At 57.5% G+C, this 25,663-nt stretch carries 27 protein-coding genes; 4 read left to right on the top strand and 23 right to left on the bottom strand.

Annotated features, from left to right (window positions below):
- Positions 1-49 precede the first annotated feature (49 nt).
- Together ACVBEG_RS05085 and ACVBEG_RS05080 are read right to left on the bottom strand one after the other, a co-directional pair.
- Complete coding sequence (locus ACVBEG_RS05085) at positions 50-607, bottom strand: sugar ABC transporter ATPase (RefSeq protein ID WP_447107424.1); 558 nt, start codon at positions 605-607, stop codon at positions 50-52.
- 68 nt (positions 608-675) lie between these two features.
- Positions 676-1,455: a sulfite exporter TauE/SafE family protein gene (locus tag ACVBEG_RS05080; RefSeq protein WP_322215220.1), complete on the bottom strand. Its 780-nt coding sequence runs from the start codon at positions 1,453-1,455 to the stop codon at positions 676-678.
- 114 nt (positions 1,456-1,569) lie between these two features.
- Here ACVBEG_RS05080 and xseA point away from each other — a divergent pair, with 114 nt between their 5' ends.
- The 3 genes from xseA to leuA all read left to right on the top strand — a co-directional run bounded on the left by xseA (position 1,570) and on the right by leuA (position 5,774).
- Entirely contained in the window at positions 1,570-2,949 is a 1,380-nt protein-coding gene (gene xseA / locus ACVBEG_RS05075) for an exodeoxyribonuclease VII large subunit (protein ID WP_322217719.1), read from the top strand.
- A 7-nt stretch (positions 2,950-2,956) separates the two neighbouring features.
- Positions 2,957-3,799, top strand: coding sequence for a peptidoglycan DD-metalloendopeptidase family protein (locus ACVBEG_RS05070; RefSeq protein WP_330200667.1), 843 nt, complete (start codon positions 2,957-2,959; stop codon positions 3,797-3,799).
- A 304-nt stretch (positions 3,800-4,103) separates the two neighbouring features.
- On the top strand, positions 4,104-5,774 hold the full coding sequence (gene leuA, locus ACVBEG_RS05065) for a 2-isopropylmalate synthase (protein ID WP_322178140.1): 1,671 nt from the start codon (positions 4,104-4,106) through the stop codon (positions 5,772-5,774).
- A gap of 261 nt (positions 5,775-6,035) precedes the next feature.
- Here leuA and ACVBEG_RS05060 read toward each other — a convergent pair whose 3' ends face one another.
- From ACVBEG_RS05060 to trmJ, 21 genes are all read right to left on the bottom strand, one after another.
- Positions 6,036-6,827, bottom strand: a complete 792-nt coding sequence (locus tag ACVBEG_RS05060) for an amidohydrolase (RefSeq protein ID WP_322178139.1) — start codon at positions 6,825-6,827, stop codon at positions 6,036-6,038.
- A complete protein-coding gene (locus ACVBEG_RS05055) occupies positions 6,815-7,963 on the bottom strand; it encodes a pyridoxal phosphate-dependent aminotransferase (RefSeq protein WP_322178138.1) in 1,149 nt (382 codons plus the stop codon). The genes ACVBEG_RS05060 and ACVBEG_RS05055 overlap by 13 nt, the downstream gene beginning before the upstream one ends.
- A gap of 120 nt (positions 7,964-8,083) precedes the next feature.
- Complete coding sequence (der, locus tag ACVBEG_RS05050) at positions 8,084-9,547, bottom strand: ribosome biogenesis GTPase Der (RefSeq protein WP_219061138.1); 1,464 nt, start codon at positions 9,545-9,547, stop codon at positions 8,084-8,086.
- Between the two features lie 159 nt (positions 9,548-9,706).
- On the bottom strand, positions 9,707-10,858 hold the full coding sequence (bamB, locus tag ACVBEG_RS05045) for an outer membrane protein assembly factor BamB (protein ID WP_322178137.1): 1,152 nt from the start codon (positions 10,856-10,858) through the stop codon (positions 9,707-9,709).
- Positions 10,851-11,492, bottom strand: a complete 642-nt coding sequence (locus ACVBEG_RS05040) for a tetratricopeptide repeat protein (RefSeq protein WP_322215218.1) — start codon at positions 11,490-11,492, stop codon at positions 10,851-10,853. Before ACVBEG_RS05040 ends, bamB begins: the two co-directional genes overlap by 8 nt.
- A 39-nt stretch (positions 11,493-11,531) precedes the next feature.
- Positions 11,532-12,821 (bottom strand): histidine--tRNA ligase, encoded by a 1,290-nt coding sequence (gene hisS / locus ACVBEG_RS05035; protein ID WP_219061136.1) that lies wholly within the window; start codon positions 12,819-12,821, stop codon positions 11,532-11,534.
- Positions 12,822-12,853: 32 nt separating this feature from the next.
- Complete coding sequence (gene ispG / locus ACVBEG_RS05030; RefSeq protein ID WP_219061135.1) at positions 12,854-13,963, bottom strand: flavodoxin-dependent (E)-4-hydroxy-3-methylbut-2-enyl-diphosphate synthase; 1,110 nt, start codon at positions 13,961-13,963, stop codon at positions 12,854-12,856.
- A gap of 3 nt (positions 13,964-13,966) precedes the next feature.
- A complete protein-coding gene (locus tag ACVBEG_RS05025; RefSeq protein ID WP_322178135.1) occupies positions 13,967-14,962 on the bottom strand; it encodes a RodZ family helix-turn-helix domain-containing protein in 996 nt (331 codons plus the stop codon).
- Entirely contained in the window at positions 14,962-15,720 is a 759-nt protein-coding gene (gene pilW, locus ACVBEG_RS05020) for a type IV pilus biogenesis/stability protein PilW (RefSeq protein WP_322178134.1), read from the bottom strand. The genes ACVBEG_RS05025 and pilW overlap by 1 nt, the downstream gene beginning before the upstream one ends.
- A 14-nt stretch (positions 15,721-15,734) precedes the next feature.
- A complete protein-coding gene (gene rlmN, locus ACVBEG_RS05015; protein WP_322178133.1) occupies positions 15,735-16,883 on the bottom strand; it encodes a 23S rRNA (adenine(2503)-C(2))-methyltransferase RlmN in 1,149 nt (382 codons plus the stop codon).
- Between the two features lie 23 nt (positions 16,884-16,906).
- Positions 16,907-17,338 carry a nucleoside-diphosphate kinase gene (ndk, locus tag ACVBEG_RS05010; protein WP_219061131.1) on the bottom strand — a complete coding sequence of 144 codons (432 nt, stop codon included), beginning with the start codon at positions 17,336-17,338 and terminating at the stop codon, positions 16,907-16,909.
- A gap of 88 nt (positions 17,339-17,426) precedes the next feature.
- Positions 17,427-17,627 carry a Fe-S cluster assembly protein IscX gene (gene iscX, locus ACVBEG_RS05005; protein WP_219061130.1) on the bottom strand — a complete coding sequence of 67 codons (201 nt, stop codon included), beginning with the start codon at positions 17,625-17,627 and terminating at the stop codon, positions 17,427-17,429.
- 14 nt (positions 17,628-17,641) lie between these two features.
- Positions 17,642-17,983 carry an ISC system 2Fe-2S type ferredoxin gene (gene fdx / locus ACVBEG_RS05000; RefSeq protein WP_219061129.1) on the bottom strand — a complete coding sequence of 114 codons (342 nt, stop codon included), beginning with the start codon at positions 17,981-17,983 and terminating at the stop codon, positions 17,642-17,644.
- Between the two features lie 3 nt (positions 17,984-17,986).
- On the bottom strand, positions 17,987-19,849 hold the full coding sequence (gene hscA / locus ACVBEG_RS04995) for a Fe-S protein assembly chaperone HscA (protein ID WP_322215212.1): 1,863 nt from the start codon (positions 19,847-19,849) through the stop codon (positions 17,987-17,989).
- A 42-nt stretch (positions 19,850-19,891) separates the two neighbouring features.
- Positions 19,892-20,413, bottom strand: coding sequence for a co-chaperone HscB (gene hscB / locus ACVBEG_RS04990; protein WP_322178131.1), 522 nt, complete (start codon positions 20,411-20,413; stop codon positions 19,892-19,894).
- An 8-nt stretch (positions 20,414-20,421) separates the two neighbouring features.
- Entirely contained in the window at positions 20,422-20,745 is a 324-nt protein-coding gene (gene iscA / locus ACVBEG_RS04985; protein WP_322178130.1) for an iron-sulfur cluster assembly protein IscA, read from the bottom strand.
- A 44-nt stretch (positions 20,746-20,789) separates the two neighbouring features.
- Positions 20,790-21,176: a Fe-S cluster assembly scaffold IscU gene (gene iscU, locus ACVBEG_RS04980; protein WP_219061125.1), complete on the bottom strand. Its 387-nt coding sequence runs from the start codon at positions 21,174-21,176 to the stop codon at positions 20,790-20,792.
- 47 nt (positions 21,177-21,223) lie between these two features.
- Positions 21,224-22,438: an IscS subfamily cysteine desulfurase gene (locus tag ACVBEG_RS04975; protein WP_322178129.1), complete on the bottom strand. Its 1,215-nt coding sequence runs from the start codon at positions 22,436-22,438 to the stop codon at positions 21,224-21,226.
- Positions 22,439-22,482: 44 nt separating this feature from the next.
- The gene (iscR, locus tag ACVBEG_RS04970) at positions 22,483-22,974 is read right to left on the bottom strand and encodes a Fe-S cluster assembly transcriptional regulator IscR (protein ID WP_322178128.1); all 492 of its coding nucleotides are present in this window, start codon (positions 22,972-22,974) and stop codon (positions 22,483-22,485) included.
- Positions 22,975-23,151: 177 nt separating this feature from the next.
- Positions 23,152-23,928, bottom strand: a complete 777-nt coding sequence (gene cysE, locus ACVBEG_RS04965) for a serine O-acetyltransferase (protein WP_447107423.1) — start codon at positions 23,926-23,928, stop codon at positions 23,152-23,154.
- On the bottom strand, positions 23,928-24,701 hold the full coding sequence (gene trmJ / locus ACVBEG_RS04960) for a tRNA (cytosine(32)/uridine(32)-2'-O)-methyltransferase TrmJ (protein ID WP_322178126.1): 774 nt from the start codon (positions 24,699-24,701) through the stop codon (positions 23,928-23,930). The genes cysE and trmJ overlap by 1 nt, the downstream gene beginning before the upstream one ends.
- Positions 24,702-24,844: 143 nt before the next feature.
- Here trmJ and suhB point away from each other — a divergent pair, with 143 nt between their 5' ends.
- Positions 24,845-25,660: a type III secretion system regulator SuhB gene (gene suhB, locus ACVBEG_RS04955; RefSeq protein ID WP_322178125.1), complete on the top strand. Its 816-nt coding sequence runs from the start codon at positions 24,845-24,847 to the stop codon at positions 25,658-25,660.
- The last annotated feature ends 3 nt before the right edge of the window (positions 25,661-25,663 follow it).

Genomic DNA, 25,663 nt, shown 5'->3' with positions numbered 1-25,663 from the left:
CATTATACCCATACGGACCTGCCTGCTCAATGTAAACCTCAGCCTATTATCAATCAGCGTCCAAATGCACGTTGACGAACGAAACCGGACGATCCAGACGCTCGGCGAATTCATCGAGAAAGCTCTGCTTGAACGAGGCGTCCAGCCAGTTATTGAAGATAAAACCCAGGTTGGAAAAACCGCAGGCTTGCAGGAACAGAAAGCCATTGATGTCGTCTTCATGCCCGCATTCCGGGCAGATGAAGTTATCGGTGTGCCCCGGCATCCACTCTTCCAGACTGTCGAACAGTGCTTCACCCACTTCTTTTCTGCATTCAGGGCAGCCAGCCTCTTCAGCGAAATCGGTCAGCGGAGTAAAGATGCAACGCTTGGTGACGATCTCCAGACCGTTGATCGCTTGCCCGAATGGCAGGGCATCTGGATTCTCGACGACATCACGGGCACCGGGCGCAACGGCATAGGCCATCTTGCTGAAACTGCGGCCGCAGGTGGTCAGTTCTTGCTCGATGATGTTCTTGTTCATCAGCCAGCGCAGGATCAGCCGGGCTCGAGCCTCGTGAGCCGGAAAGTCGGAAATCTGCGGGACGATGATGCTCTGGGTATTCATGGATGACGCCTATTGCTGCTACTTAATAAGGCAGCTTAATCCCCCCCTCTTTCAGGTCAAGTGCTGGCTCATGTGGAGAGGTAGCGACCGATCAATGCAATACCACTGGCCAGCACCAGCCACGTGACCAGACGCACAAAGGCCTCACGCGACAATTTCATGATCAGTGAGCGGCCAATCCACGAACCCACGACCATCGCCGGAAACAAACACGCGGCCAGCATCAGCAACGGCATTTCGGCGTACACCCCCGCCAGCATAAACAGGCTCAACCGGACGATGGTGCTGCAACTGATCAACACGGCCTGGGTCGCCCGCGCCTGCACCTTGGAAGGCAAACGGCTGTTAAGGTAAATCGCGTAAAGAAAGCCACCACTGCCAAATAGCGCACCGAACAGGCCGCCAATGGTGCCCATCGGTATCGCCCAGCCCGCCGCGAGCTGTGTCGGACGAACTTTTACCCCTAGGCTATAAAGCGCGTAAGCGGTAATGAACAATCCCATCAGCAACAGCAAGACATCGGATTTAAGGTTGAGCAGAAACACCACGCCCAAGGTGCAGCCCACCGCCATGCAGGGCAGCAGGCGCAGGAGCTCAGCCTTGACCACCGATCGGCGCGAAGGCAGCAGATTGCCGAACGCAGCGATGAAATCCAGCAATACCAACAACGGAATGATCCGCGACAACGCCATGAAATTGATCAGCACCGGTCCAGCAACCAACGCCGTACCAAACCCGGCGATACCAAATACGATGTACGCGCCTATCACGCCCAGCTCGATCAGCACCCAGTCGAGGGGCGTGAACGCCAATTGATTGAACAACCCGGTTAAATCGGCAAAGGTCATCGAGATTCATCCATGAAGTTATCCGTGCCGACTGTAACCAGCGAGCGGTATGCTCGACTAGATAAAACCACCACTACCTATCCTATATAAAGGCATGCCTTTATCATGCTCGCCATGATCAAAGACCCCTTCGCAAGACTCGGCCTCGACCGGGAAGTCCTCACCGTCAGCCAGCTCAACGGCCGCGCACGCGTGCTGCTGGAGGATGTGTTCAGTAATATCTGGGTTGAAGGCGAAATCTCCAATCTGTCCCGCCCGGCGTCCGGCCATGTGTATTTCACCCTCAAGGACAGTGGCGCCCAAGTGCGTTGCGCACTGTTCCGGCAAAGCGCCGCACGGGTTCGTCAGGTGTTGAAAGACGGTCTGGCGGTGAAAGTGCGCGGCAAAGTTTCGCTGTTCGAAGGCCGTGGCGACTATCAGCTGATCCTCGACACCGTCGAACCCGCAGGTGAAGGTGCCCTGCGTCTGGCCTTCGATGCACTGAAAGACAAACTCAGCGTCGAAGGCCTGTTCAGCGCCGAACGCAAAGTGCCGTTGCCTTTGCATCCGCGTCGCATCGGCATCATCAGCTCGCCTACCGGCGCAGTGATTCGCGACATCATCAGCGTGTTCCGCCGTCGTGCACCGCAGGTGCAACTAACGTTGATCCCTACCGCAGTACAAGGTCGTGATGCTATCGCGCAAATTGTCCGCGCCTTGAAACTGGCCGACTCTCGAGGTTTTGATGCCTTGATCCTGGCCCGTGGCGGCGGCTCGCTGGAAGACTTGTGGTGCTTCAACGAAGAAGCGGTGGCCCGGGCAATCGATGCCTGTGTGACGCCGATTGTCAGCGCGGTCGGGCATGAGACCGACGTCTCGATCAGCGATTTCGTGGCCGACGTGCGGGCACCGACGCCATCGGCTGCGGCAGAGCTGCTCGCACCGGACGCCAGTGACCTGCATCGACGGGTCGATAACCTGAAGCGGCGACTAGTCACCCGCATCCAGGATCGCTTGATGCGCGAGCGCCTGCGCCTGGAAGGCATTTCCCGACGCTTGCGTCATCCTGGCGAGCGCCTGCGCCAGCAAGCACAACGCCTGGACGATCTGGACATGCGCCTGCGTCGCGCCTTCGAACAGCACACGCAAAAACGCGCTGCGCGTCTGGCCCATCTGCAGGCCCGCCTCGCCGCCCAGCATCCAGGTCGTACCCTTGCGCTGTTGAAACAACGGCTGGACAGCTTGTCCCAACGCTTGCCTCGAGCGATTCGCGAGATCCTCAAGACCCGACGTTTGCAGCTGCAAAGCCACATGCAGACGCTGCACGTGGTCAGCCCGCTGGCAACGCTGAGCCGTGGCTACAGCATCCTGCTCGATGAACGTGGTCATGCGATTCGTAGCGCGGAACAAACCCATAACGGCCAGCGTTTGAAAGCCCGGCTTGGCGAAGGTGAATTGCAGGTGCGCGTCGAAGACAACCATCTGGCGCCTGTCACCCTCTCTCTTCTGGATTGATCTATTGATGCTGCGTTTTATTGCGCCACTATTTGCACTGTGTCTTGCCCTGCCCGCCCATGCCAGCAACGACAGTTACATCGCCCGCCTGCTGAACAAGCCGGTACCGGGCGGTGTTGCGGTCGTCGATCTGGGTACCAGCGCTCAGGCGCCGCAAGCCAGTTATCAAGGCAGGTCGGTGTTGGTGGTCAAAGAACAGGATGCGCGCTGGCTGGCGATTGTGGGTGTGCCGTTGACGATCAAGCCCGGCAGCCAACAGATCACCGCCAAAACCGCGAATAGCACACGCACCCTGAACTTCACCGTCGGCAACAAGCAATACCCAGAACAACGCATCACCCTGAAAAACCAGCGCCAGGTCAATCCCAACCCCGCCGACCTGAAACGTATCGATGGCGAACTGGCCGAGCAGATTCGCGCTTACCGCAGCTTCACGCCGGGGACGCCGAGCAACTTGCTGCTGGAAAAGCCGGTGAGTGGACCCCTTTCGAGCAAGTTCGGCGTTCGCCGTTTCTTTAATGGCGAGGAACGCAATCCCCACGCGGGTCTGGATTTCGCTGTACCGGCGGGCACCCCGATCAAATCGCCAGCCGCTGGCAAGGTGATCCTGATCGGCAATTACTTCTTTAACGGCAATACCGTGTTCGTCGACCACGGCCAGGGTTTCATCAGCATGTTCTGCCACATGTCGAAAATCGACGTGAAGGTTGGTCAGGCAGTAAGCCGTGGTGGCGTGGTAGGCAGAGTCGGCTCAACCGGCCGCGCCACCGGGCCGCATATGCATTGGAACGTCAGCCTGAACGATGCACGGGTTGATCCAGCGATTTTTATTGGTGCATTTCAACCCTGAGTTGCGCCCCTGTGGAAGACCGCGCAATTTGCGCGGTCTTTTACTTAAGATTCAGCCATAAAAACCCGTCAAAACGCTAAATCAGATGATTTATATCAATTTTTATCGAGTGCTTGCCAACTTTCACCCCAATGGTTACGGTTGACGGCATGAAAACCTCACACACCCTCATTCTATTGCGCCAACATCGCTGCCTTTGCCTGGTCAGTGCACGACTGCCAAGCTAGATCGCGGTGCCTCGCCCCTTTCTTTCGTTTCAACGGTAGGCCGCCTCTATCCGGCCAGCACAATAAGGATTTCTCCCATGGCAATGCTCAACGATCCCTCGACCAAGTACCGCGCGTTTCCAACCATTGACCTGCCTGACCGTACCTGGCCTTCAAAGACCATTACAACAGCGCCGATCTGGTGCAGCTCTGACCTTCGCGACGGCAACCAATCGCTGATCGAGCCGATGGATGCGGTCAAGAAACTGCGTTTCTGGAAGACCCTGGTCAGCGTCGGCGTCAAAGAAATCGAAGCGTCGTTCCCGGCCGCCTCGCAAACCGACTTTGACTTCGTTCGTACTCTGATTGAAGGCAACCACATCCCGGATGACACCACCATTCAGGTGCTGACCCAGGGTCGTGAAGACTTGATCGCGCGCACGTTCGAATCCCTGCGCGGGGCAAAGAAAGCCATTGTTCACCTGTATAACGCGACCTCGCCTTCGTTCCGCCGCATCGTCTTCAACCAAGACAAAGCCGGCGTGAAAGAGATCGCGGTCAGCGCAGCCAAGCTGTTCGTCAAGTTCGCAGCCCAGCAGCCTGAAACCCAGTGGACGTTCGAATATTCGCCGGAGACTTTCAGCGCGACCGAACTCGAGTTCGCCAAGGAAGTGTGCGACGCGGTCATCGAGGTCTGGAACCCGACACCTGAGCACAAAGTCATCCTCAACCTGCCAGCAACCGTTGAAGTGGCTACGCCAAACATATACGCCGACCAAATCGAGTGGTTTGGCCGCAATATCAATCGCCGTGACAGCGTGCTGATCAGCCTGCATACCCACAACGACCGTGGTACCGGGGTTGCGGCCACTGAGCTGGGCTTGATGGCTGGCGCCGATCGCGTTGAAGGTTGCCTGTTCGGTAACGGCGAGCGCACCGGTAACGTCGATCTGGTCACCGTGGCACTCAACCTCTATACCCAGGGCATCAACCCTCAGTTGGACTTCTCTGACATCGACGGCGTGCGCAAAGTCGTTGAGGAGTGCAACCAGATTCCGGTTCACCCACGCCATCCGTATGTGGGCGATCTGGTGCACACCGCGTTCTCCGGCTCGCACCAGGACGCCATCCGCAAAGGTTTCAGCCAGCAAAAGCCTGATGCGTTGTGGGAAGTGCCTTACCTGCCAATCGACCCGGCCGATATCGGTCGCAGTTACGAGGCGGTGATTCGGGTCAACAGCCAATCCGGCAAAGGCGGCATCGCTTACCTGCTGGAACAGGAATATGGCATCTGCCTGCCACGCCGGATGCAGATCGAGTTCAGCCAGGTAGTTCAGGGTGAAACCGATCGTCTGGGCCTGGAAATGAGCGCGCAGCAGATTTACAGCTTGCTGCACCGCGAATACCTGCAAGCCAACGTGCCGTACGCCCTGCTCAGCCATAAGCTGCAGGAAGAAAACGGCAACAGCTCAGTGGATGCCGAAGTCCATTGCGATGGCGAGACCCAGCACTGGCGTGGCAAGGGCAAAGGCGCTCTGGAAGCACTGGTCGCCAGCCTGCCGGACTCCGTGGAAATCATGGACTACAGCGAACACGCCATTGGCGCCGGGACCACGGCCAAGGCAGCGGCTTACATCGAACTGCGAGTGAACGGTGATCGTGCGGTCCACGGTGTTGGCATTGATGAGAACATCACCACTGCCAGCTTCCGCGCACTGTTCAGTGCACTGAATCGCTCATTGAGCCAGGCCCAAGCCAAAGCGGCTTGATCTGAACACCTGAAACAAAAAACGGCCCCGAAGCGAACGCTTCGGGGCCGTTTTTGTGTCTGCTTCCCGCATTTCCTGTGAGAGATGTCGCCCCGCCTGCAACGCCGCGCTATCGCGCAGTTCAAACTGTAAGAGCAACTGTCTGCGAAGACCATTCAACGAGGCCTGTCAGACACACCGCGTTGCGACTTTCACAGATAAGTCAGCTCCTGCGGGGATCAGCGTTTGGCTGGAAACCGCATCAAATAAAAACATTATTATTCAATGCAGCTCGAAAGTGTCCGCATCCAGATTCGCCGGAAAGCGTTTGCGGTAGGCGGCCAGGTCGGCAGCGCTCAGGCAGACCTGAAACACCCCATCGGCCTCACCGGCGCTAAACAGGCTTTCACCCTGAAAGTCGAAAACGTGGCTATCACCCGTGTAAGTAAAGCCCTTACCGTCGGTGCCGACTCGATTGACTGCGGCGACGTAGCAGAGGTTTTCGATGGCGCGGGCCGGTAGCAGGCGATTCCAGTGCAGACGTCGTGCGCCGGGCCAGTTGGCGACATACAGCAGCAGATCAGTGTCTTGCGCATCACGGCTCCAGACCGGGAAACGCAGGTCGTAGCAAATCAGTGGCCGAATCCGCCAGCCTTTCAATTCAAACTGAACCTGACGCTCACCCGGAGTGAAGTGGTTGTGCTCGCCCGCCATGCGAAACAGATGGCGCTTGTCGTAATGCAACAGCTCACCGTCTGGGCGCGCCCATAGCAGGCGATTGCGATGGCTGCCGTCAGCAGCCTGAACGATCAGGCTGCCCGTCACGACCGCATCCAGTCGCTTGGCCTGGGCCAGCATCCACTTGGCGGTGGGGCCATTTTCCGGCTCGGACAGGGTTTCGGACTGCATCGAGAAGCCGGTGGTGAACATCTCTGGCAGGATAATCAGGTCCGCGCCCCGAGCCTGATCCAGCAACAGCTCGAAATGCTCATGGTTGGCCTCGCGGTCGTGCCACACCAGAGTGGTCTGGACCAACGCTATATTGAGATTGGGCAGTTCGCTTAAATCGCGCATAGTTTTTCCGCTGCCTGACGCAACGTCTCCTCGCGTTTGGCAAAGCACAAACGAATCAGGCGTTGCCCTGATGGTGGGCTTTGGTAGAAGACCGAGATAGGAATAGAAGCCACACCATGCTCGCGGGTCATCCACAGCGACATATCGACGTCATTCAAATCCGGACGAATGTTCGAGTAATCCACCAGCTGAAAATAGGTACCCGCTACGCGGCTGAAGTTAAAGCGTGAGGGTTCAAGCTGGTCGCAGAACAGATCGCGCTTGGCCTGATAGAACGCGGGCAGCTCCTCGACATGCTCAGGGTGCTCGGCCATGAAGTCAGCCAAGGCGTATTGCAGCGGCGTTACGCCACAGAAGCTCACGTACTGGTGGATCTTGCGCAACTCGGCAGTCAAGGCCGGAGGCGCGACCACATAACCGGTTTTCCAACCGGTAACGTGATAGGTCTTGCCGAACGAACTGACCACGAACGCCCGCTGGTACAGTTCTTCATGGGCCAGCACGCTGGCGTGCGGCACGCCGTCAAACACCAGGTGCTCGTACACTTCATCGCTGACCAGATAAATATCGCGATTGGCGATCAACGCCGCCAACCGATCGAGCTCATCGCGGGTGATCAACGCGCCGCTCGGGTTGTGCGGGCTGTTGAGGATGATCATCCGCGTGCGCGGGGTCAGGGCTTCACCGAGCTTCTGCCAATCAATGGCGAAATCGTCCAAACCGAGCTGCACATGCACGCAGCGACCGCCAGCCAGCTCGACCGAAGGTTCATAGCTGTCGTAGCACGGGTCGAACACGATCACTTCGTCGCCGGGCTGAATCACCGTCTGGATCGCGCAAAAAATGGCCTGGGTCGCGCCGGGGGTGATGGTGACTTCAGTGTCGGCATCCACCTGACGGCCATAGCTACGGGCAATTTTGGCCGCCACTTGCTGGCGCAGGGCAGGCAAGCCGGTCATCGGCGCGTATTGGTTGTGGCCATCAGCGATGTGCCGGCTCACAGCATCTCGAAGCGCTTGCGGGCCGTCGAAATCCGGAAAACCTTGGGACAGGTTAATTGCACCGGTCTGCGCGGCAAGCTGGGACATCACGGTAAAAATGGTCGTGCCGACATTCGGCAGCTTACTGATGATCATGGGCCATTCCCTTGCTTACACCCGGCTCTACGGCGGCACGGGAAACAAACAGGATAGCCCATACCACGCGCATAAAAAAAGGCGCCATTGGCGCCCTTTTCAAGAATATCCGTTACCGGATCAACGCTTATCTTTGCGTTTTTTGTCAGCTTTCTTGTGGTGAGACATCATTCGACGCTTCTTGTTGACCTGACGGTCTGTCAGCGTGTTCTTGTTGCCTTCGTATGGGTTCTCCCCGCCTTTGAACTCGATCCGGATTGGCGTACCGACCAGCTTCAACACGCGGCGGTAGGTGTTTTCCAGATAACGGACATAGGACTTGGGTACTTTCTCGACTTGGTTGCCGTGAATCACGATCAACGGCGGGTTAGCACCGCCCAAGTGAGCATAGCGAAGCTTGATGCGGCGGCTGCCAACCATCGGCGGTGCATGTTCACTGACCGCGTCTTCAAGAATCTGAGTCAGGCGGTTAGTCGGCCAGCGGGTGACTGCGGACTTGAACGAGTTCTGAACCGATTGGTAGAGGTTACCCACACCCGTGCCATGCAAGGCCGAGATGAAGTGGATATCGGCGAAGTCGACGAAGAACAAGCGACGTTGCAGCTCAATCTTAACGAACTCGCGCTCGCTCGGATCCATGCCATCCCACTTGTTCAATGCGATAACCAGCGCACGACCGGATTCCAGGACAAAGCCCAGCAGGTTGAGGTCGTGATCGACCACGCCTTCGCGGGCGTCCATCACGAAGATCACCACGTTGGCGTCTTTGATCGCCTGCAGGGTTTTCACCACCGAGAACTTTTCGACTTCCTCGTGGACCTTGCCGCGCTTGCGCACACCCGCGGTGTCGATCAGCGTGTACTTCTCGTCGTTACGCTCGAAGGGAATGTAGATGCTGTCACGGGTGGTGCCAGGCTCGTCATAGACGATAACCCGGTCTTCACCGAGCATGCGGTTGACCAACGTCGATTTGCCAACGTTCGGACGGCCGATGATCGCGATCTTGATCCCGTCTTTTTCACTAGGACCTGGAATGCGCTTGGCTTCCTGGCCTTCGGCGACATCTTCGGCCTCAATCTCTTCTTCAGGGTCTTTCGGGAATTCGCTGAGGGCGATTTCCAGCATCTGAGTGATGCCACGACCGTGAGCACCAGCAACCGGGATCGCATCACCCATACCCAACGGGCTGAATTCAGCGCGGGCCATTTCAGGATCGATGTTGTCGACCTTGTTGGCTACCACGTAGGAACGCTTGCCACGCTTGCGCAAGTGCTCGCCGATCATTTGGTCAGCAGCCGTGAAACCGGCACGGGCATCTACCAGGAACAACACAACATCGGCTTCTTCGATGGCCAGCAGCGACTGCTCGGCCATCTTTTCGTCCATGCCGTGTTCATCACCAGAGATACCGCCGGTGTCGATCAGAATGTAGGAACGCCCTTGCCACTTTGCCTCACCGTACTGGCGATCACGGGTCAGACCGGACAAATCGCCGACAATAGCGTCGCGAGTCCTGGTCAGGCGGTTGAATAAGGTGGACTTGCCGACGTTCGGTCGACCCACCAGGGCGATTACGGGAACCATGCGGCTCTCCACTTCGTTATTTCAGAAAATACAAAAGCCGCTGCATGGCAGCGGCCGGAGTTCGGAGCGGCACCAGAAGTGCCGCAGGCCTTGCCGGGGCAAGGCTGCAAGAGGCCCTATGTTTCAAACATAGAGAGCGGCCTCACGCGTAGACAACCATTACTTGATCTTCAGGGCTTCCAGCTTGCCGCTGTTGCCAAACACATAAATCGTGTCGCCAACAACCAACGGACGGGCACGCAGGCCATCGCCGTCAATTTTCTCACGACCAACGAAACGGCCATCGACCTGGCTCAGCAGGTGCAGATAGCCTTCCATATCGCCGACCGCTACGTAGCTGGAAAACACTTCCGGCGCACCCAGCTGGCGACGAGCCAATGCATCGTTGCTCCAAAGCGCTGTCGAGGAGCGCTCATCGACGCCTTCGACAGTGCCACTGGCCAGACTCACGTAGACGCTGCCAAAACCTTGGGCGACACCGGCATAGCTTGACGCATCACGCTGCCAAAGCACACGACCGCTCTCTACATCCAGACCGGCGACACGACCCTGATAGGTGGCGACATACAACGTACTGCCAGACAACAGCAGACCACCGTCGATATCGACAACACGATCCAGTTCCGAGCGACCTTGTGGAATAGCAACGCGTTGCTCCCAGATCGGCACGCCGTTCGAGGTATTCAATGCAATGACTTTACCCGTCGACAGACCGGCCAAGGCAAGGTGGCTGGTCACGATCGGCGCGCCAGTACCGCGCAATGTCAGGACCGCAGGGGTGCTTTCGTAGATCCAGCGCTGGTTGCCGGTGGCAGCATCGAAGCCGAACACACGGTCATCCTGCGTCTGAACCACGACCACGTCACCGTTGGTCGCAGGCGGTGCCAGCACTTCACTGGTCACGCGAGCGCGCCACTTTTCTTCGCCGGTGGCAGCGTCAAGAACGATGACTGCGCCTTTGAGCGTACCGACCATCACCAGACCGGAGCCTACGCCAACGGCACCGGAAACAGGCAGTTCAAGGTCCTTCTTCCAGATCACGTCGCCCGTCGTGCGATCCAGAGACATCACAATACCGGTGACGTCCGCAGCGAAGATATTCTCACCTTCGACAGCTGGAACCAACATGCTGTAGTTCTTGCCCTGGCCATCACCGATGGAGCGACTCCATTGCTTTTGCAGAACCACTTCTTCTTTGAAGTCGGTCAGCTCGGCCGGTGGTAATTCCTTTTTGCTGTTGCTACTGCAACCCGCGGCCAATATGGCCAGGGCCAGCAATGCTGCATGTTTCCAACGCATCACGTCACGCATCCCCTTTCGCCAAGTCGTCGAGTTTCATTTGTAAGCCACCCACTGCCGCTTCTTCAGACAGCGCGGATTTGGCTTTTTGATAGGCCGCATGCGCCTCGTCGGCACGGCCCAGCTGTACCAGCAGGTCGCCCTTGAGTTCTTCACGGCTGGCCAGGAATGCTTTGTCGGCATCACCGTCGAGCAGTTTCAGTGCTTCGTCAGTCTTGTTCTGAGCAGCCAACACCCGAGCCAGACGCTGACGCGCAATTTCACCCAGCGTGTCGTTGAACGGCTTGGCGGTAATGGCGTTGAGTTCAGCGGCAGCATCATCGAGCTTGCCGGTATCAACCGCCACTTTAGCCACGAACAGGCTGCCGTATTGAGCGTAAGCCGAGCCACCGAATTCGCTTTTCAATTTGCCCGCGATATCCGCGACCCGTGCCGTGTCAGGCTGACCGCTCGGGGTCAAGGCCGTTTCCAGCAATTGCTGATAGAGCATCGAGGCGCCTTGCGACTGGTTACCCTGATATCTGTGCCAGGCTTGCCAGCCAAATACCACGATCAACGCCAGCAAACCGCCAGTAACCAGGGGTTTGCCGTTGCGTTGCCACCAGTCCTTCATCACGGCCAGTTCTTCATCTTCGGTACGCGACACCCCAATACTCCTATTCGCTAAAACGGCTGTTTATCAGCTTCAACCCTGCACAACGCAGGCGGCCAGGTGCTCAGACAGAGCATCCCAGGCAATATTTTGTTGTTCGCCCTGGCCACGCAGGGGTTTGAAACCTACCACTTGCTGGGCCAGTTCATCGTCGCCCAGGATCAGCGCGTACAGTGCACCGCTCTTGTCGGCTTTTTTGAACTGGCTTTTAAAACTGCCAGCGCCGGCATTGACCTGCAGACGCAGGTTCGGCAACTGGTCACGCAAACGTTCGGTCAGGGTCAATGCAGCCAGTTCGGCAGCTTCACCGAAGGCACACAGATAGACGTCGACCTGACGCGAGATCTCTTCCGGGATTTGCTCCAGGGTTTCCAGCAGCAGGACCAAACGCTCGATGCCCATGGCAAAACCGACGCCGCTCGTAGGCTTGCCGCCCATTTGCTCGACCAGGCCATCATAACGACCACCGGCACACACAGTGCCTTGGGCGCCCAACTGATCGGTGACCCATTCGAAAACGGTTTTGCTGTAGTAATCGAGCCCGCGCACCAGCTTGGGATTGATCACATACGGAATACCGGCTGCGTCCAGACGTGCCTTGAGCCCGTCGAAGTGGATGCGCGATTCGTCGTCGAGGTAATCCGCCAGCTTCGGCGCGTCCACCAGAACGGCCTGGGTTTCAGGGCTCTTGGTGTCGAGAACGCGAAGTGGGTTGGTTTTCAGACGACGCTGGCTGTCTTCGTCAAGTTCGCTCAGGCGTGCCGACAGAAACTCGACCAGCGCCTCGCGATAACGCCCGCGCGCTTCGCTGGTGCCCAGGCTGTTGAGCTCAAGTTTGACCGCGCCGCGAATGCCCAGCAGGCCCCATAGACGCCAGGTCAGAACAATCAGCTCGGCGTCAATGTCCGGGCCATCAAGATTGAAGACTTCCACCCCGATTTGATGAAACTGGCGATAACGGCCTTTCTGTGGCCGCTCGTGGCGGAACATAGGGCCGATGTACCAAAGCTTCTGAACCTGGCCGCCACCGGTAATACCGTGTTCAAGCACTGCACGCACACATGCTGCGGTGCCTTCAGGGCGCAGGGTCAGAGAATCACCGTTGCGATCGGCAAAGGTGTACATCTCTTTTTCGACGATGTCGGTCACTTCACCGATAGAGCGCTTGAACAGCTCGGTGAACTCAACGATTGGCATACGAATCTGGCGATAACCGTAGTTATCCAGCAGACGCGACACCGTGCCCTCGAAATAGCGCCACAGGGGCGTCTGGTCGGGCAGGATGTCGTTCATGCCACGAATGGCTTGCAGAGACTTACTCACGAAAAATCCTTAGCGAAATCTGTATTGGCCTATCAACCGCGCGCGATGAGCGCTGCGTCGGCTTCGACCTTTTCGGCCGCTCTCTGACGGATCAAGCGTTCAAGCTCATCGACCAGATTGTCATTGGTCAGCTTCTGCGCTGGCTTGCCGTCGATGTAAATCAGGTTAGGCGTTCCCCCAGTGAGGCCGATATGCGCCTCCTTGGCTTCGCCAGGACCGTTGACCACACAACCGATCACCGCGACATCCAGCGGTACCAACAAATCTTCAAGGCGCACTTCCAGTTCGTTCATGGTCTTGACCACATCGAAGTTCTGCCGGGAACAGCTCGGGCAGGCAATGAAGTTAATGCCACGGGAACGAAGGTGCAGCGATTTGAGAATGTCGTAACCGACTTTCACCTCTTCGACCGGGTCAGCAGCCAACGAGATGCGGATAGTATCGCCAATCCCCTCGGCAAGCAGCATACCGAGGCCAACAGCTGATTTTACCGTGCCTGAACGCAGGCCACCGGCTTCGGTAATGCCCAGGTGCAACGGCTGAATGATTTGCTTGGCGAGCAAGCGATAGGCTTCCACCGCCATGAACACGTCGCTGGCTTTGACACTTACCTTGAAATCCTGGAAATCCAGACGATCCAGATGCTCGACATGCCGCAACGCGGACTCGACCAGCGCAGCCGGTGTCGGCTCGCCATATTTTTTCTGCAGGTCTTTTTCCAGCGACCCCGCGTTGACCCCGATACGGATCGAAATCCCACGGTCACGGGCGGCACTCACCACCGCGCGCACACGGTCTTCGCGGCCGATGTTGCCCGGGTTGATCCGCAGGCAGTCAACGCCCAGCTCGGCGACGCGCAATGCAATTTTGTAGTCGAAGTGGATGTCGGCAACCAAGGGGACCTTGACCAATTGCTTGATCCGGCCAAACGCCTCGGCAGCATCCATGTCCGGAACCGAAATCCGCACGATATCGACGCCAGCCGCTTCCAGACGATTGATCTGCGCAACCGTGGCCGCGACATCGTTGGTGTCGCTGTTGGTCATGCTCTGCACCGCGATGGGCGCATCACCGCCCACCGGGACGGAGCCGACCCAAATTTTACGAGATTCGCGACGTTTGATCGGTGATTCGCCGTGCATGACTTATTGCCCTAGCTTCAGGCGAGCGGTTTCGCCACTGGTAAAAGGTGCCATGTCCACAGGCTGGCCGTTATAGCTCACTTGAACACCGCGAGCAAAGCCCAGGCGTAACGTGAGCGGCGGCTTGCCGGTGACATCCAGATTCTCGCCCTTGCGCTTCACACCGCTGAGTAACACTTTGCCGTTGGCATCGGTCACTTGCGTCCAGCAATCGGAGACGTATTGCAGCTTGATGTGACCAGAACCCGCTACCACAGCTGCAGGGTCCGCTTGTGTCGTAACAGGCGTTACTGCAACGGTCGATGGCGCCACTGGTGTCATCGGAGTTGTGCGCACCGGCACCGCAGGCGGTGTAACCGGGACGTTGGCCGAAGGCGTGCCAACGGCCGGAGCGGACGGAGCAGCAGGCGTCGTCGCTGCGGTTTCAGCCGCGGGCTCACCTGCGGCGAGAGGTAACGACGTCCCTTGAGACTCGGTCACGGCTTGATCTTCAGGTTCATCCAGAGGATGAATCTGGGTCGTGCCATCAGCACTTTCGACTTCGACGTGCTCAAGGCTGATCCCTGTCGACTCTTTGCCGCGCATCGACGTCTGATCCTGCCACCAGAAGAAACCGGCACCGACCAGAACCACGAGCAACAGCAAGCTGACAATGCGCAAAATATTGTGCGACAGCCGCACCGGCTCTTCAATGCGACCCAGGCTGTGCACATTACTGCCATGGGCATCGGTGCCGGTGTATTGATCGAACTGCTGAACCAACGCACTTTGATCGAGCCCAAGAAGTTTCGCGTAGGCACGGATATAGCCCCGGGCGAAGGTATGCCCCGGCAACTTTTCAAAATCGCCAGTTTCAAGGTTGCCCAAGGACGCGACGGTGAGGTTCAGCCTCGAGGCCACATCAGGCAGCGACCAGTTTTTGCTCTCTCGGCCCTGACGCAAGGTCTCGCCAGGGTTCACGCGAGTGGCTGCTACAACTTCGGGATGCGCCGCTTTCATCATTGCTCCGACAGGTATTGCTGATATTCCGGGCTACCGGGATAGAGTCTTTTTAGTTGCAGCCCAAAACTGGCTGCTTTATCGCGATCATCGTAGATTTTTGCCAACCGCGTACCGAGTAATAGACTACGTGCATTTTGATCGCTCAGTTGGCTAAAACGGTCGTAATACTCACGCGAGGGCACATAATGCCTGTCTTCGAACGACAACTCAGCCATTTCCAGCAATGCGCGTGGCTGTTGGCGATCCAGACGCAGGGCTTTGGTGAAGTAGCCGGTGGCTTCGTCACGCTGATTGAGCCTCAGTGCGGTCATCCCCAAACTCTCGAAAACCCGTGAACGTTCCGGGTAGAGGGTATCAGCGGCGGCCTGTTGAAAACGCTCGTAAGCTTCTTTGTAACGCTTTTGCTCGTACAGGAAACTGCCGTAATTATTCAGGATTCGCGCATCGTTGGAACGCGCCGAAAGTGCCTTGAGGTATTGCTTGTCCGCCAGCTCCGGCTCCATTTCAGCCTGAAAGATCAATGCCAGCGCAGCATTCGCGTCAGGATCGGAGCTGTCCAGGTCGAGGGCTTTTTTCAAAGGAACCTTGGCGCGCTCGGTGGAACCCTGCTGCAGATAACCAAGCCCCAGCTGCACGTACGCGGCGCGCGCCTGGTCACGACCCTTGCTGGTGCTCATCGGATCGACACTGCCCGACGAAACGCAGCCAGCCAGCACGTTGACGAAACACAGCAATAGCGCGGCGCGCAGGGTCATAGAGGTCCTCTCAGTCAGGTTCGAGTCGTAGCGCTTTGGGCCTGGTCGGCCTCGGCACTCAACTCGCGCACAGCAATATAACGCTCACTGCGTCGAGTGCGATCCAGAACCTGGCCAACCAACTGACCGCATGCTGCATCGATATCTTCGCCGCGCGTGGTGCGCACAGTGACGTTGTAACCGGCCTGATGCAACTGATCCTGAAAACGACGGATCGCGTTATTGCTTGGGCGCTCGTAACCCGAGTGAGGAAACGGGTTGAACGGGATCAGGTTGATCTTGCAAGGCGTGTCCTTGAGCAGCTCAGCCATTTCGACCGCGTGCTCGACCTTGTCGTTGATGTCTTTGAGCAACGTGTACTCAACGGTCAGTACGCGTTTTTCGCCCAGGGTCGACATATAACGCTGGCAGGATTCGAGCAGGACCTTGAGCGGGTACTTCTTGTTGATCGGTACCAATTGGTTGCGCAGTGCATCGTTGGGTGCATGCAGCGACAATGCCAGTGAGACGTCGATGTGCTTGGACAGCTCGTCGATCATCGGTACCACGCCCGAGGTGGACAGCGTCACCCGGCGCTTGGAAATGCCATAGCCCAGGTCATCCATCATCAGATGCATGGCGGCTACTACGTTATCGAAGTTCAGCAGCGGCTCACCCATGCCCATCATCACCACGTTGGTGATGGCACGGTCGACGGTTGCCGGGACGCTGCCAAAGGATTTGTTGGCAATCCACACCTGACCGATCACTTCGGCGGCGGTGAGGTTGCTATTGAAACCTTGTTTGCCGGTGGAGCAGAAACTGCAATCCAGGGCACAGCCCGCCTGGGACGAAACGCACAACGTGCCGCGTTTGCCTTGAGGGATGTAAACGGTCTCGACACAGCTGCCGGACGCCACACGCACCACCCATTTACGGGTGCCATCGGTGGAGATGTCCTCGCTGACGACTTCAGGACCGCGAATTTCAGCGCAGACCTTGAGCTTTTCGCGCAAGGCCTTGCTGACATTCGTCATGGCGTCGAAATCATCGACGCCAAGGTGGTGAATCCACTTCATCACCTGACCGGCACGGAAACGCTTCTCCCCGATCGAGTCGAAGAACTTCTCCATTTCCGGTTGAGTCAGACCCAACAGGTTTGTTTTGCCAGTCGATGTTGTCATGTTTTCACCCTCACTCAATGGCCTTAGGCCTTACGAGCGGTTACTTCGGTAGCGGCGAAGAAGTAAGCGATTTCACGTGCAGCAGCAGCTTCGGAATCGGAACCGTGTACAGCGTTGGCGTCGATGGAATCAGCGAAATCAGCACGGATGGTGCCGGCAGCTGCTTCTTTAGGGTTGGTAGCGCCCATCAGTTCGCGGTTTTTAGCGATGGCGTTTTCGCCTTCCAGAACCTGAACCACAACCGGGCCAGAGATCATGAACGCAACCAGGTCGCCGAAGAAACCACGAGCGCTGTGCTCAGCGTAGAAACCTTCAGCTTCAGCCTTGGACAGCTGCTTCATTTTCGAAGCAACGACTTGCAGGCCGGCTTTTTCAAAACGAGTGACGATCTCGCCGATTACGTTTTTTGCAACGGCGTCAGGCTTGATGATGGAGAAAGTACGTTGAACAGCCATGGTGTAACTCCAGAAACGGTAATTTTCGAAAAATTAAACCCGCGAATTATACGCGGGTTCTTTGGTATTGCCTAACCTGCAGCGCGGCTCAGTCGAGCTCTTCGATCCAGAGAGCCTGAATGGCCTCCAGAACCTTTTCGCCACTGCGATCCGGCGCATCGTCGAACTCGGGCAATTCCATCACCCATTTACGCAGATCGACGAAGTTAAGCGATCTTGGATCAACATCCGGCTTGCTTTCAGCCAGCTGGATTGCGATTTCCTGCACATCAACCCATTTCAGACTCATAAGAACCCCTTGAATCAGTGCGGCGCTTCAGCCGCATGGTTGATCGTGTATTTAGGTATTTCGATGGTCAGGTCTTCATTGCCGACAATCGCCTGGCAGGACAAGCGCGATTGCGCCTCCAGCCCCCAGGCCTTGTCGAGCAAATCCTCCTCCAGTTCGTCAGCCTCATTCAGCGAGTCAAAGCCCTCACGAATGATGCAATGACACGTGGTGCAGGCGCAGACGCCGCCACAGGCGCTCTCGATCTCGATATGGTTATCATGGGCCACGTCGAGAATGGAGGTACCGGGCGCGACCTCGACAACCAGACCTTCCGGGCACAGCACGGCATGTGGCAGAAAAATGATCTGCGGCATCAGTTATCCCTCAATTTCATTCAGGTTGCGTCCCGCCAGCGCGGCTTTCACCGTCGAATCCAGGCGTCGGGCAGCAAATGCATCGGTCACCTGCGACAGACGCTTGGTCTGCAGCTCGATGGCAGGACCATCAGTGCCCTGCATCAATTCACTCAATTCTTTCATCTGCAACTCGATCACCATCCGCTCTTCAGCGTCGAGCAAGCGCTCACCGTCCACATCCAGCGCACCCTGCACCGCTTCGAGCAGACGCTGGGCATCGACTTGCTGTTCGCGCAGTACACGAGCGACTTTGTCATCACTGGCGTGCTGGAACGAGTCCTTGAGCATGCGGGAAATTTCGCCGTCGGTCAGGCCATAGGATGGCTTGACTTGGATACTCGACTCGATACCCGAACCCAGCTCACGGGCCGCAACGTTGAGCAAGCCATCCGCATCGACTTGGAACGTGACGCGAATTTTCGCGGCGCCAGCAACCATCGGTGGTATGCCTCGCAGCTCGAACCTAGCCAGGGAGCGGCAATCGCTGATCAGTTCCCGCTCGCCCTGCAGCACATGAATCATCATGGCTGACTGGCCGTCTTTATAGGTGGTGAAATCCTGAGCGCGAGCGACGGGAATGGTGGTGTTTCGTGGAATCACCTTCTCCATCAACCCACCCATGGTTTCCAAACCCAGAGACAGCGGAATCACATCAAGCAGCAACAGCTCTTCACCGTCACGCTTGTTGCCTGCCAGCGTATCAGCCTGGATCGCAGCGCCAATGGCCACCACTTGATCCGGATCGATCTTGGTCAGTGGTTGACGACCGAACAGTTCGGCGACAGCTTCTCGCACTCGCGGCACACGGGTCGAACCGCCGACCATGACCACGGCCTCAACTTCTTCAATCTCGATGCCGGCATCGCGGACCGCGCGCCGACAGGCTTTAAGGCTGCGCGCTAGCATGGGCTCAAGCAGCGCATCGAAAGCTTGCCGGGTCAGCACAGAATGCCAATCGCCATGCACGACTTCGACCGAATCGACTTCAGTCAACGCTTCTTTGGCCGCGCAAGCGGTTTGCAGCAGGCTGCGCTGCGCAGACGGATCGAGGTCGGCAGAAAGACCGGCTTCGCTCACGATCCAACTGGCGATCGCATGATCGAAGTCATCACCACCCAGTGCCGTATCGCCACCGGTTGCCAAAACTTCAAAAACGCCGCCTGTCAGACGCAATATGGAAATATCGAACGTACCGCCGCCCAGGTCGTAAATAGCAACCACGCCTTCAGCGTGTTGATCCAGACCATAAGCCACCGCCGCAGCGGTAGGCTCATTGAGCAAACGCAGAACGTTAAGACCCGCCAACCGAGCCGCATCTTTGGTGGCCTGACGCTGGGCGTCGTCGAAATAGGCCGGAACGGTAATCACCGCCCCCACCAACTCGCCGCCCAAGGACTCTTCAGCACGCTGACGCAGAACCTTGAGAATTTCAGCCGACACCTGCACCGGACTTTTCGGCCCTTGAATGGTGTCGATGAACGGCATGTGAGACTCGCCGTCAACAAATCGGTAAGGCAGTTGCTCACCGAGCTGTTTGACGTCGGACAGGCCACGCCCCATCAGTCGTTTGACTGACAATACGGTGTTGAACGGATCAATAGCGGCGGCGCTTTTGGCGCTCTGCCCTACTTCGACCCGATCAGCGTGGTAGCGAACGACGGACGGCAAGATGACCTGCCCTTCGCCATCGGCCAGCGGCTCGGAAAGTCCACTGCGCAATGCAGCGACCAGCGAATTGGTAGTGCCCAAGTCGATCCCAACCGCCAGACGGCGCTGATGTGGTTGGGGACTTTGGCCGGGTTCGGCGATCTGCAGTAGGGCCATACTTATCGAAATTCACAGGCGTGCGGCCAGGGCAGCACGGGGTTAATCGTCGAGGCGCTCTTCAAGCTGGCGCACTTCGTAGGTGAGCTTGTCGAGGAACTGCATACGTCGCATCAGCCGTTCGGCCAATTCACGTTGCGCAGCATCATCCCAACAGGCAGCGAAGCTTTCGTTCAGTTCATCCTGAGCGACTTTGAGCCGGCGCTTGAATACCGCAACACCCGCCAGGTCGGCATCCTCCTGCAAATCCTCAAGCTCTTCACGCCATTGCATCTGCTGCATGAGGAACTCGGGGTCTTGCACGGTAACTTCCAACGGCAACTCGTTACCCCCCAGCGTCAACAAATAACGCGCCCGTTTGGGAGCGTTCTTGAGCGTCTGGTAGGCCTCGTTGAGACTGGCAGTGTGTTCTAGCGCCAGCCGCTGCTCACGCTCGGAAGCATCAGCAAAACGGTCTGGATGTACGCCGCGCGCCAACTCACGGTAGCGCGTCGCCAACTGATCGAGATCCAAACGGAAACTTGGCTTGAGCTCGAATAAGGCGAAATGACAAGGAATACCCACGATCAGCCTCAGATATTGAAGCTTTCGCCGCAGCCACATTCACCGCGCGCGTTCGGGTTGTTGAACTTGAAGCCTTCGTTCAACCCTTCCTTGACGAAATCGAGCTCTGTACCGTCGAGGTAGACCATGCTTTTCGGATCGATGATCACTTTGACGCCGTGCAACTCGAACACCGTGTCTTCGCTGCCCGCCTCATCGACGAACTCCAGCACGTAGGCCAGACCGGAACAGCCCGTGGTGCGAACACCTAGGCGAACACCGTCACCTTTGCCGCGACCTTCGAGGGAGCGACGTACGTGTTGAGCAGCAGCTTCTGTCATGCTGATAGCCATCGAAACTCCTTACTTGAATCAAGCTTCGTTAAAAAAGGCTCTGTTCAGAGCAAGCCTTTCTTTTGCTTGTAATCGCGAACAGCCGCCTTGATAGCGTCTTCTGCGAGTACCGAGCAGTGGATCTTCACTGGAGGCAACGCCAGCTCTTCAGCCAGTTGAGTGTTCTTGATGGTCTCTGCTTCATCCAGAGTCTTGCCTTTCATCCACTCGGTCGCCAGGGAGCTGGAGGCGATAGCCGAACCGCAACCGTAGGTCTTGAACTTGGCGTCTTCGATGATGCCGTGTTCGTTGACCTTGATTTGCAGGCGCATTACGTCGCCGCATGCCGGCGCGCCGACCATACCGGTGCCAACATCAGGATCTTCCGCGTCCATCTTGCCGACGTTACGCGGGTTTTCGTAGTGGTCAATGACCTTTTCGCTGTATGCCATGGTGCTAATCCTCTCTCATCAGGTAGCCGCTCTTGCAGGCGACTTAATTAGTGCGCAGCCCACTCGATCTTGGAGATATCGATACCGTCTTTGTACATATCCCACAGCGGCGACAAAGCGCGCAGCTTGGTAACGGCCTCGCAGACTTTCTGCGCGGCGTAATCGATTTCTTCTTCGGTGGTGAAACGGCCGAAGGTGAAGCGAATCGAGCTGTGCGCCAATTCATCGTTGCGGCCCAGGGCGCGCAGGACGTAGGACGGCTCCAGCGAAGCCGAGGTACAAGCGGAACCGGACGAAACCGCCAGATCCTTGAGCGCCATGATCAACGACTCGCCTTCGACGTAGTTGAAGCTCAGGTTCAGGTTGTGCGGTACACGGGAAATCATGCTGCCGTTGATGTACAGCTCTTCCAGACCTTCAACCTGCTTGAGGAAGCGAGCGCTCAGGGCCTTGATGCGTACGTTTTCAGACGCCATGTCTTCTTTGGCAACACGGAACGCTTCGCCCATACCAACGATCTGGTGAGTCGCCAATGTCCCCGAACGCATGCCACGCTCATGTCCGCCACCGTGCATGGTCGCTTCAATGCGAACGCGCGGTTTGCGGCTCACGTAGAGCGCACCAATACCTTTAGGACCATAGGTTTTGTGGGCCGAGAAAGACATCAGGTCAACCTTGAGGTTGGCCAGGTCGATCTCGACTTTACCTGTGGACTGGGCCGCATCGACGTGGAACAACACACCACGCGAACGGGTCAGCTCACCGATGGCTGCGATGTCGTTGATAGTGCCGATTTCGTTGTTGACGTGCATGATCGAGACCAGAATGGTGTCTTCGCGCAAAGCCGCTTCAACCATTGCAGGCGTGATCAGACCGTCTTCACCAGGCTCGATATACGTCACTTCGAAACCTTCACGCTCCAATTGGCGCATGGTGTCCAGGACCGCTTTGTGTTCGATCTTGTTGGTGATCAGGTGCTTACCCTTGCTGGCGTAAAAATGCGCAGCGCCTTTGATCGCAAGGTTGTCGGACTCGGTAGCACCAGAGGTCCAGACGATTTCACGCGGATCAGCGTTCACCAGATCAGCGACCTGACGGCGAGCGTTCTCCACTGCCTCTTCAGCTTTCCAGCCAAAGACGTGGGAACGCGATGCCGGGTTACCGAAGTTTCCGTCAACCAGCAGGCATTCACTCATTTTCTGCGCGACGCGCGGATCGACCGGGGTAGTCGCGGAGTAATCGAGGTAAATCGGCAATTTCATTGAATATCTCCTATCAGGCAGGCGCGCCGCGCATTCATCTGCGTTCATTCGACGGCGGACGTTTCAATCTTATCCAGCTGGGGCGTTCTGCATGTATTTCGACGCAAATCCTGGCGCTGAGCGACCTCTTGTACCTCACGGCGAGTTACAAGGTCAGCCAGGCTTATACCGCTAAGAAAATCGTGAATCTGCGAACTCAGGTCACACCACAAGTGGTGAGTCAGGCAGGTATCGCCCGCATGGCAATCACCCAGACCCTGGCAACGTGTTGCATCGACCGACTCGTTGACCGCGTCGATCACCTGCGCGACCTGAATGCCCTGCATGTCACGGGCCAGTTGGTAACCACCACCAGGCCCCCGCACGCTCGACACCAGATTACTGCGACGCAGCTTGGCGAACAGTTGCTCGAGATAAGACAGGGAGATGCCTTGCCGCTCGGAGATATCGGCCAGAGACACTGGCCCGTGCTGCGCATGTAATGCCAGGTCAAGCATGGCGGTTACAGCGTATCGGCCTTTTGTAGTCAGTCGCATGGCATGTACCACGGAGGTTCGGAATGAGTGCGAGTATGCTATTCCCGAGTATTTAAGTCAACTATAAGACCGAGTAAATCAGTCGGGATTACCCGCAAACAACGGCGACATCATAACAAACGCCGGGGTGCATTGGCACACCCCTTAGGTCTAGTACCGGCGAGTCCGGCCCACCCGTCAGCCGGCCTTGGTTTCGCCGCCGCCTTTCACGCAATCAAACACCTCGTCGCGCAACGCTGGCAGCTCTTTGGCGCAGTAATCACTGCCCAACGCGTTAAGCGCGCCACACATACCTTCCAGCCTGGCATCGACCGCTTGCAGATGGTCGAGCAGCTGACCGATCGCCCGCGCCACCGGATCAGGCATATCTTCGCTGACCCCATAGGCATCGAAACCGAGCTTTTCGGCGATGGCTTTACGTTTGGCTTCCACGTCGTCGTCGGACTTTATGATGATCCGCCCTGGAATACCCACGACAGTGGCACCGGCCGGCACCGCCTTGGTGACCACCGCATTGGAGCCAACCTTGGCACCCGCACCGACCGTGAACGGCCCCAACACCTTGGCACCCGCCCCAACAACCACGCCCGACTCGAGCGTCGGATGGCGCTTGCCTTTATTCCAGCTGGTTCCACCCAGGGTGACACCCTGATAGAGCGTCACGTCGTCGCCGATTTCCGCGGTTTCGCCGATCACGATGCCCATTCCGTGATCGATGAAGAAGCGCCGCCCAATCGTTGCCCCCGGATGAATCTCAATGCCGGTCAACCAGCGACCGAAATTGGACACCACGCGCGCCAGCCACTTCCAGTCAAGGGTCCACAGGTAATGCGACAAACGATGCAGCCAGATTGCGTGCATGCCGGGATAGCAGGTCAGCACCTCAAAGGCGTTGCGCGCAGCCGGATCGCGATGGAACACACTTTGAATATCTTCTCGCAAACGCTCGAACATCATTGATCCTTCAGTTTATGAGGCTCGCCGCGCGCCACTTTCTGCGTCTCGGTAAGAATGCCCCGCAAAATATTCATCTCTGACCGGTACACCGCGCGACGACCGAACAGGCGACGCAAGCGTGCCATCAGGTGACGCGGGTTTTCCGTGTCGAGAAAACCGATATCGACCAGCGTGGACTGGAGATGGCCGTAAAACAGCTCCATCTCATCCATGGTGACTTCTTCCACACTGCGCGCAGAGGCCACTTCGACCTTTTCGACCTTGGTCGGCTGCCCTTGCGCTGCGAGCCAGGACATCCGCACCTCATAGGCCAGCACCTGCACCGCTGCCGCCAGATTGAGCGAACTGAACTCAGGGTCCGAGGGGATGTGGATGTGATAGTGACATCGCTGCAGCTCTTCGTTGGTCAGGCCGGCATATTCACGACCGAACACCAGCGCCACTTCCGCGCCCTGCGCCGCCTGCTCGGACGCCATCACCCCACACTCACGCGGATCAAGCAGCGGCCAGGGGATTCGCCGATCACGCGCACTGGTGCCCAGCACCAGATTGCAGCCGACCAGCGCGTCTTCCAGGGTCGCGACGACCTGCGCGTTTTCCAGGATATCGCTTGCGCCAGAGGCCCGCGCATCAGCCTCATGGTTAGGGAAAACCAGTGGATCGACCAGCACCAGGCGTGAAAGCCCCATGTTTTTCATGGCACGAGCAGCTCCACCGATATTACCGGGGTGACTGGTACCGACCAGGACAACACGAATATTTTGCAGCAATGCAAGTTCTCACAGACGGGAGAAAGGGGAGCAAATCTTACAGAACCACCCCCATTAACGCTATGGACGCTATGCAGGCTGGAAATAATTGATGCTACGCCCTACAATGTTCGGCTTTCTTTAACGACCTAGGTGAAACGTCCATGCAGCCCATGCTGAATATCGCGCTGCGCGCCGCCCGCAGCGCCAGTGAATTGATTTTCCGCTCCATCGAGCGCTTGGATACCATCAAGGTCGACGAAAAAGACGCGAAGGATTACGTCACTGAAATCGATCGGGCTGCCGAGCACAACATCATTGCCGCCCTGCGCAAAGCTTATCCGACCCACGGCATCCTTGGCGAAGAAAGCGGCATGCACGAAGGCAGCGGCGAAGGCACAGAATACCTGTGGATCATCGACCCGCTTGATGGCACCACCAACTTCGTACGCGGTGTTCCACACTTCGCTGTCAGCATCGCCTGCAAATACCGCGGCCGTCTTGAACATGCCGTGGTTCTCGACCCGGTCCGTCAGGAAGAATTCACCGCCAGCCGTGGCCGTGGTGCCGCGCTTAACGGTCGCCGTCTGCGCGTAAGCCAGCGTAAAAGCCTCGAAGGCGCCCTGCTGGGTACCGGCTTTCCGTTCCGCGAAGGGCAAATGGACAACCTGGAAAACTACCTGGGCATGTTCCGCAGCCTGGTCGGTCAGACCGCCGGCATTCGCCGTGCAGGCGCCGCCAGCCTCGACCTCGCCTATGTAGCTGCCGGTCGTTTCGATGCGTACTGGGAGTCGGGCCTGTCCGAGTGGGACATGGCAGCGGGCGCACTACTGATTCAAGAAGCTGGCGGCCTGGTGAGCGATTTCACCGGCGGTCACGAGTTCCTTGAAAAAGGTCATATCGTTGCAGGCAACACCAAGTGCTTCAAAGCGGTACTGACCTCGATCGCACCGCACCTGCCGGCCTCGCTGAAGCGCTAAGCC

The organism is Pseudomonas sp. GG8, from assembly GCF_052976945.1.
The sequence above is the reverse complement of the archived record's forward strand: the minus strand, read 5'-3'. Positions and strand labels throughout refer to the sequence as shown.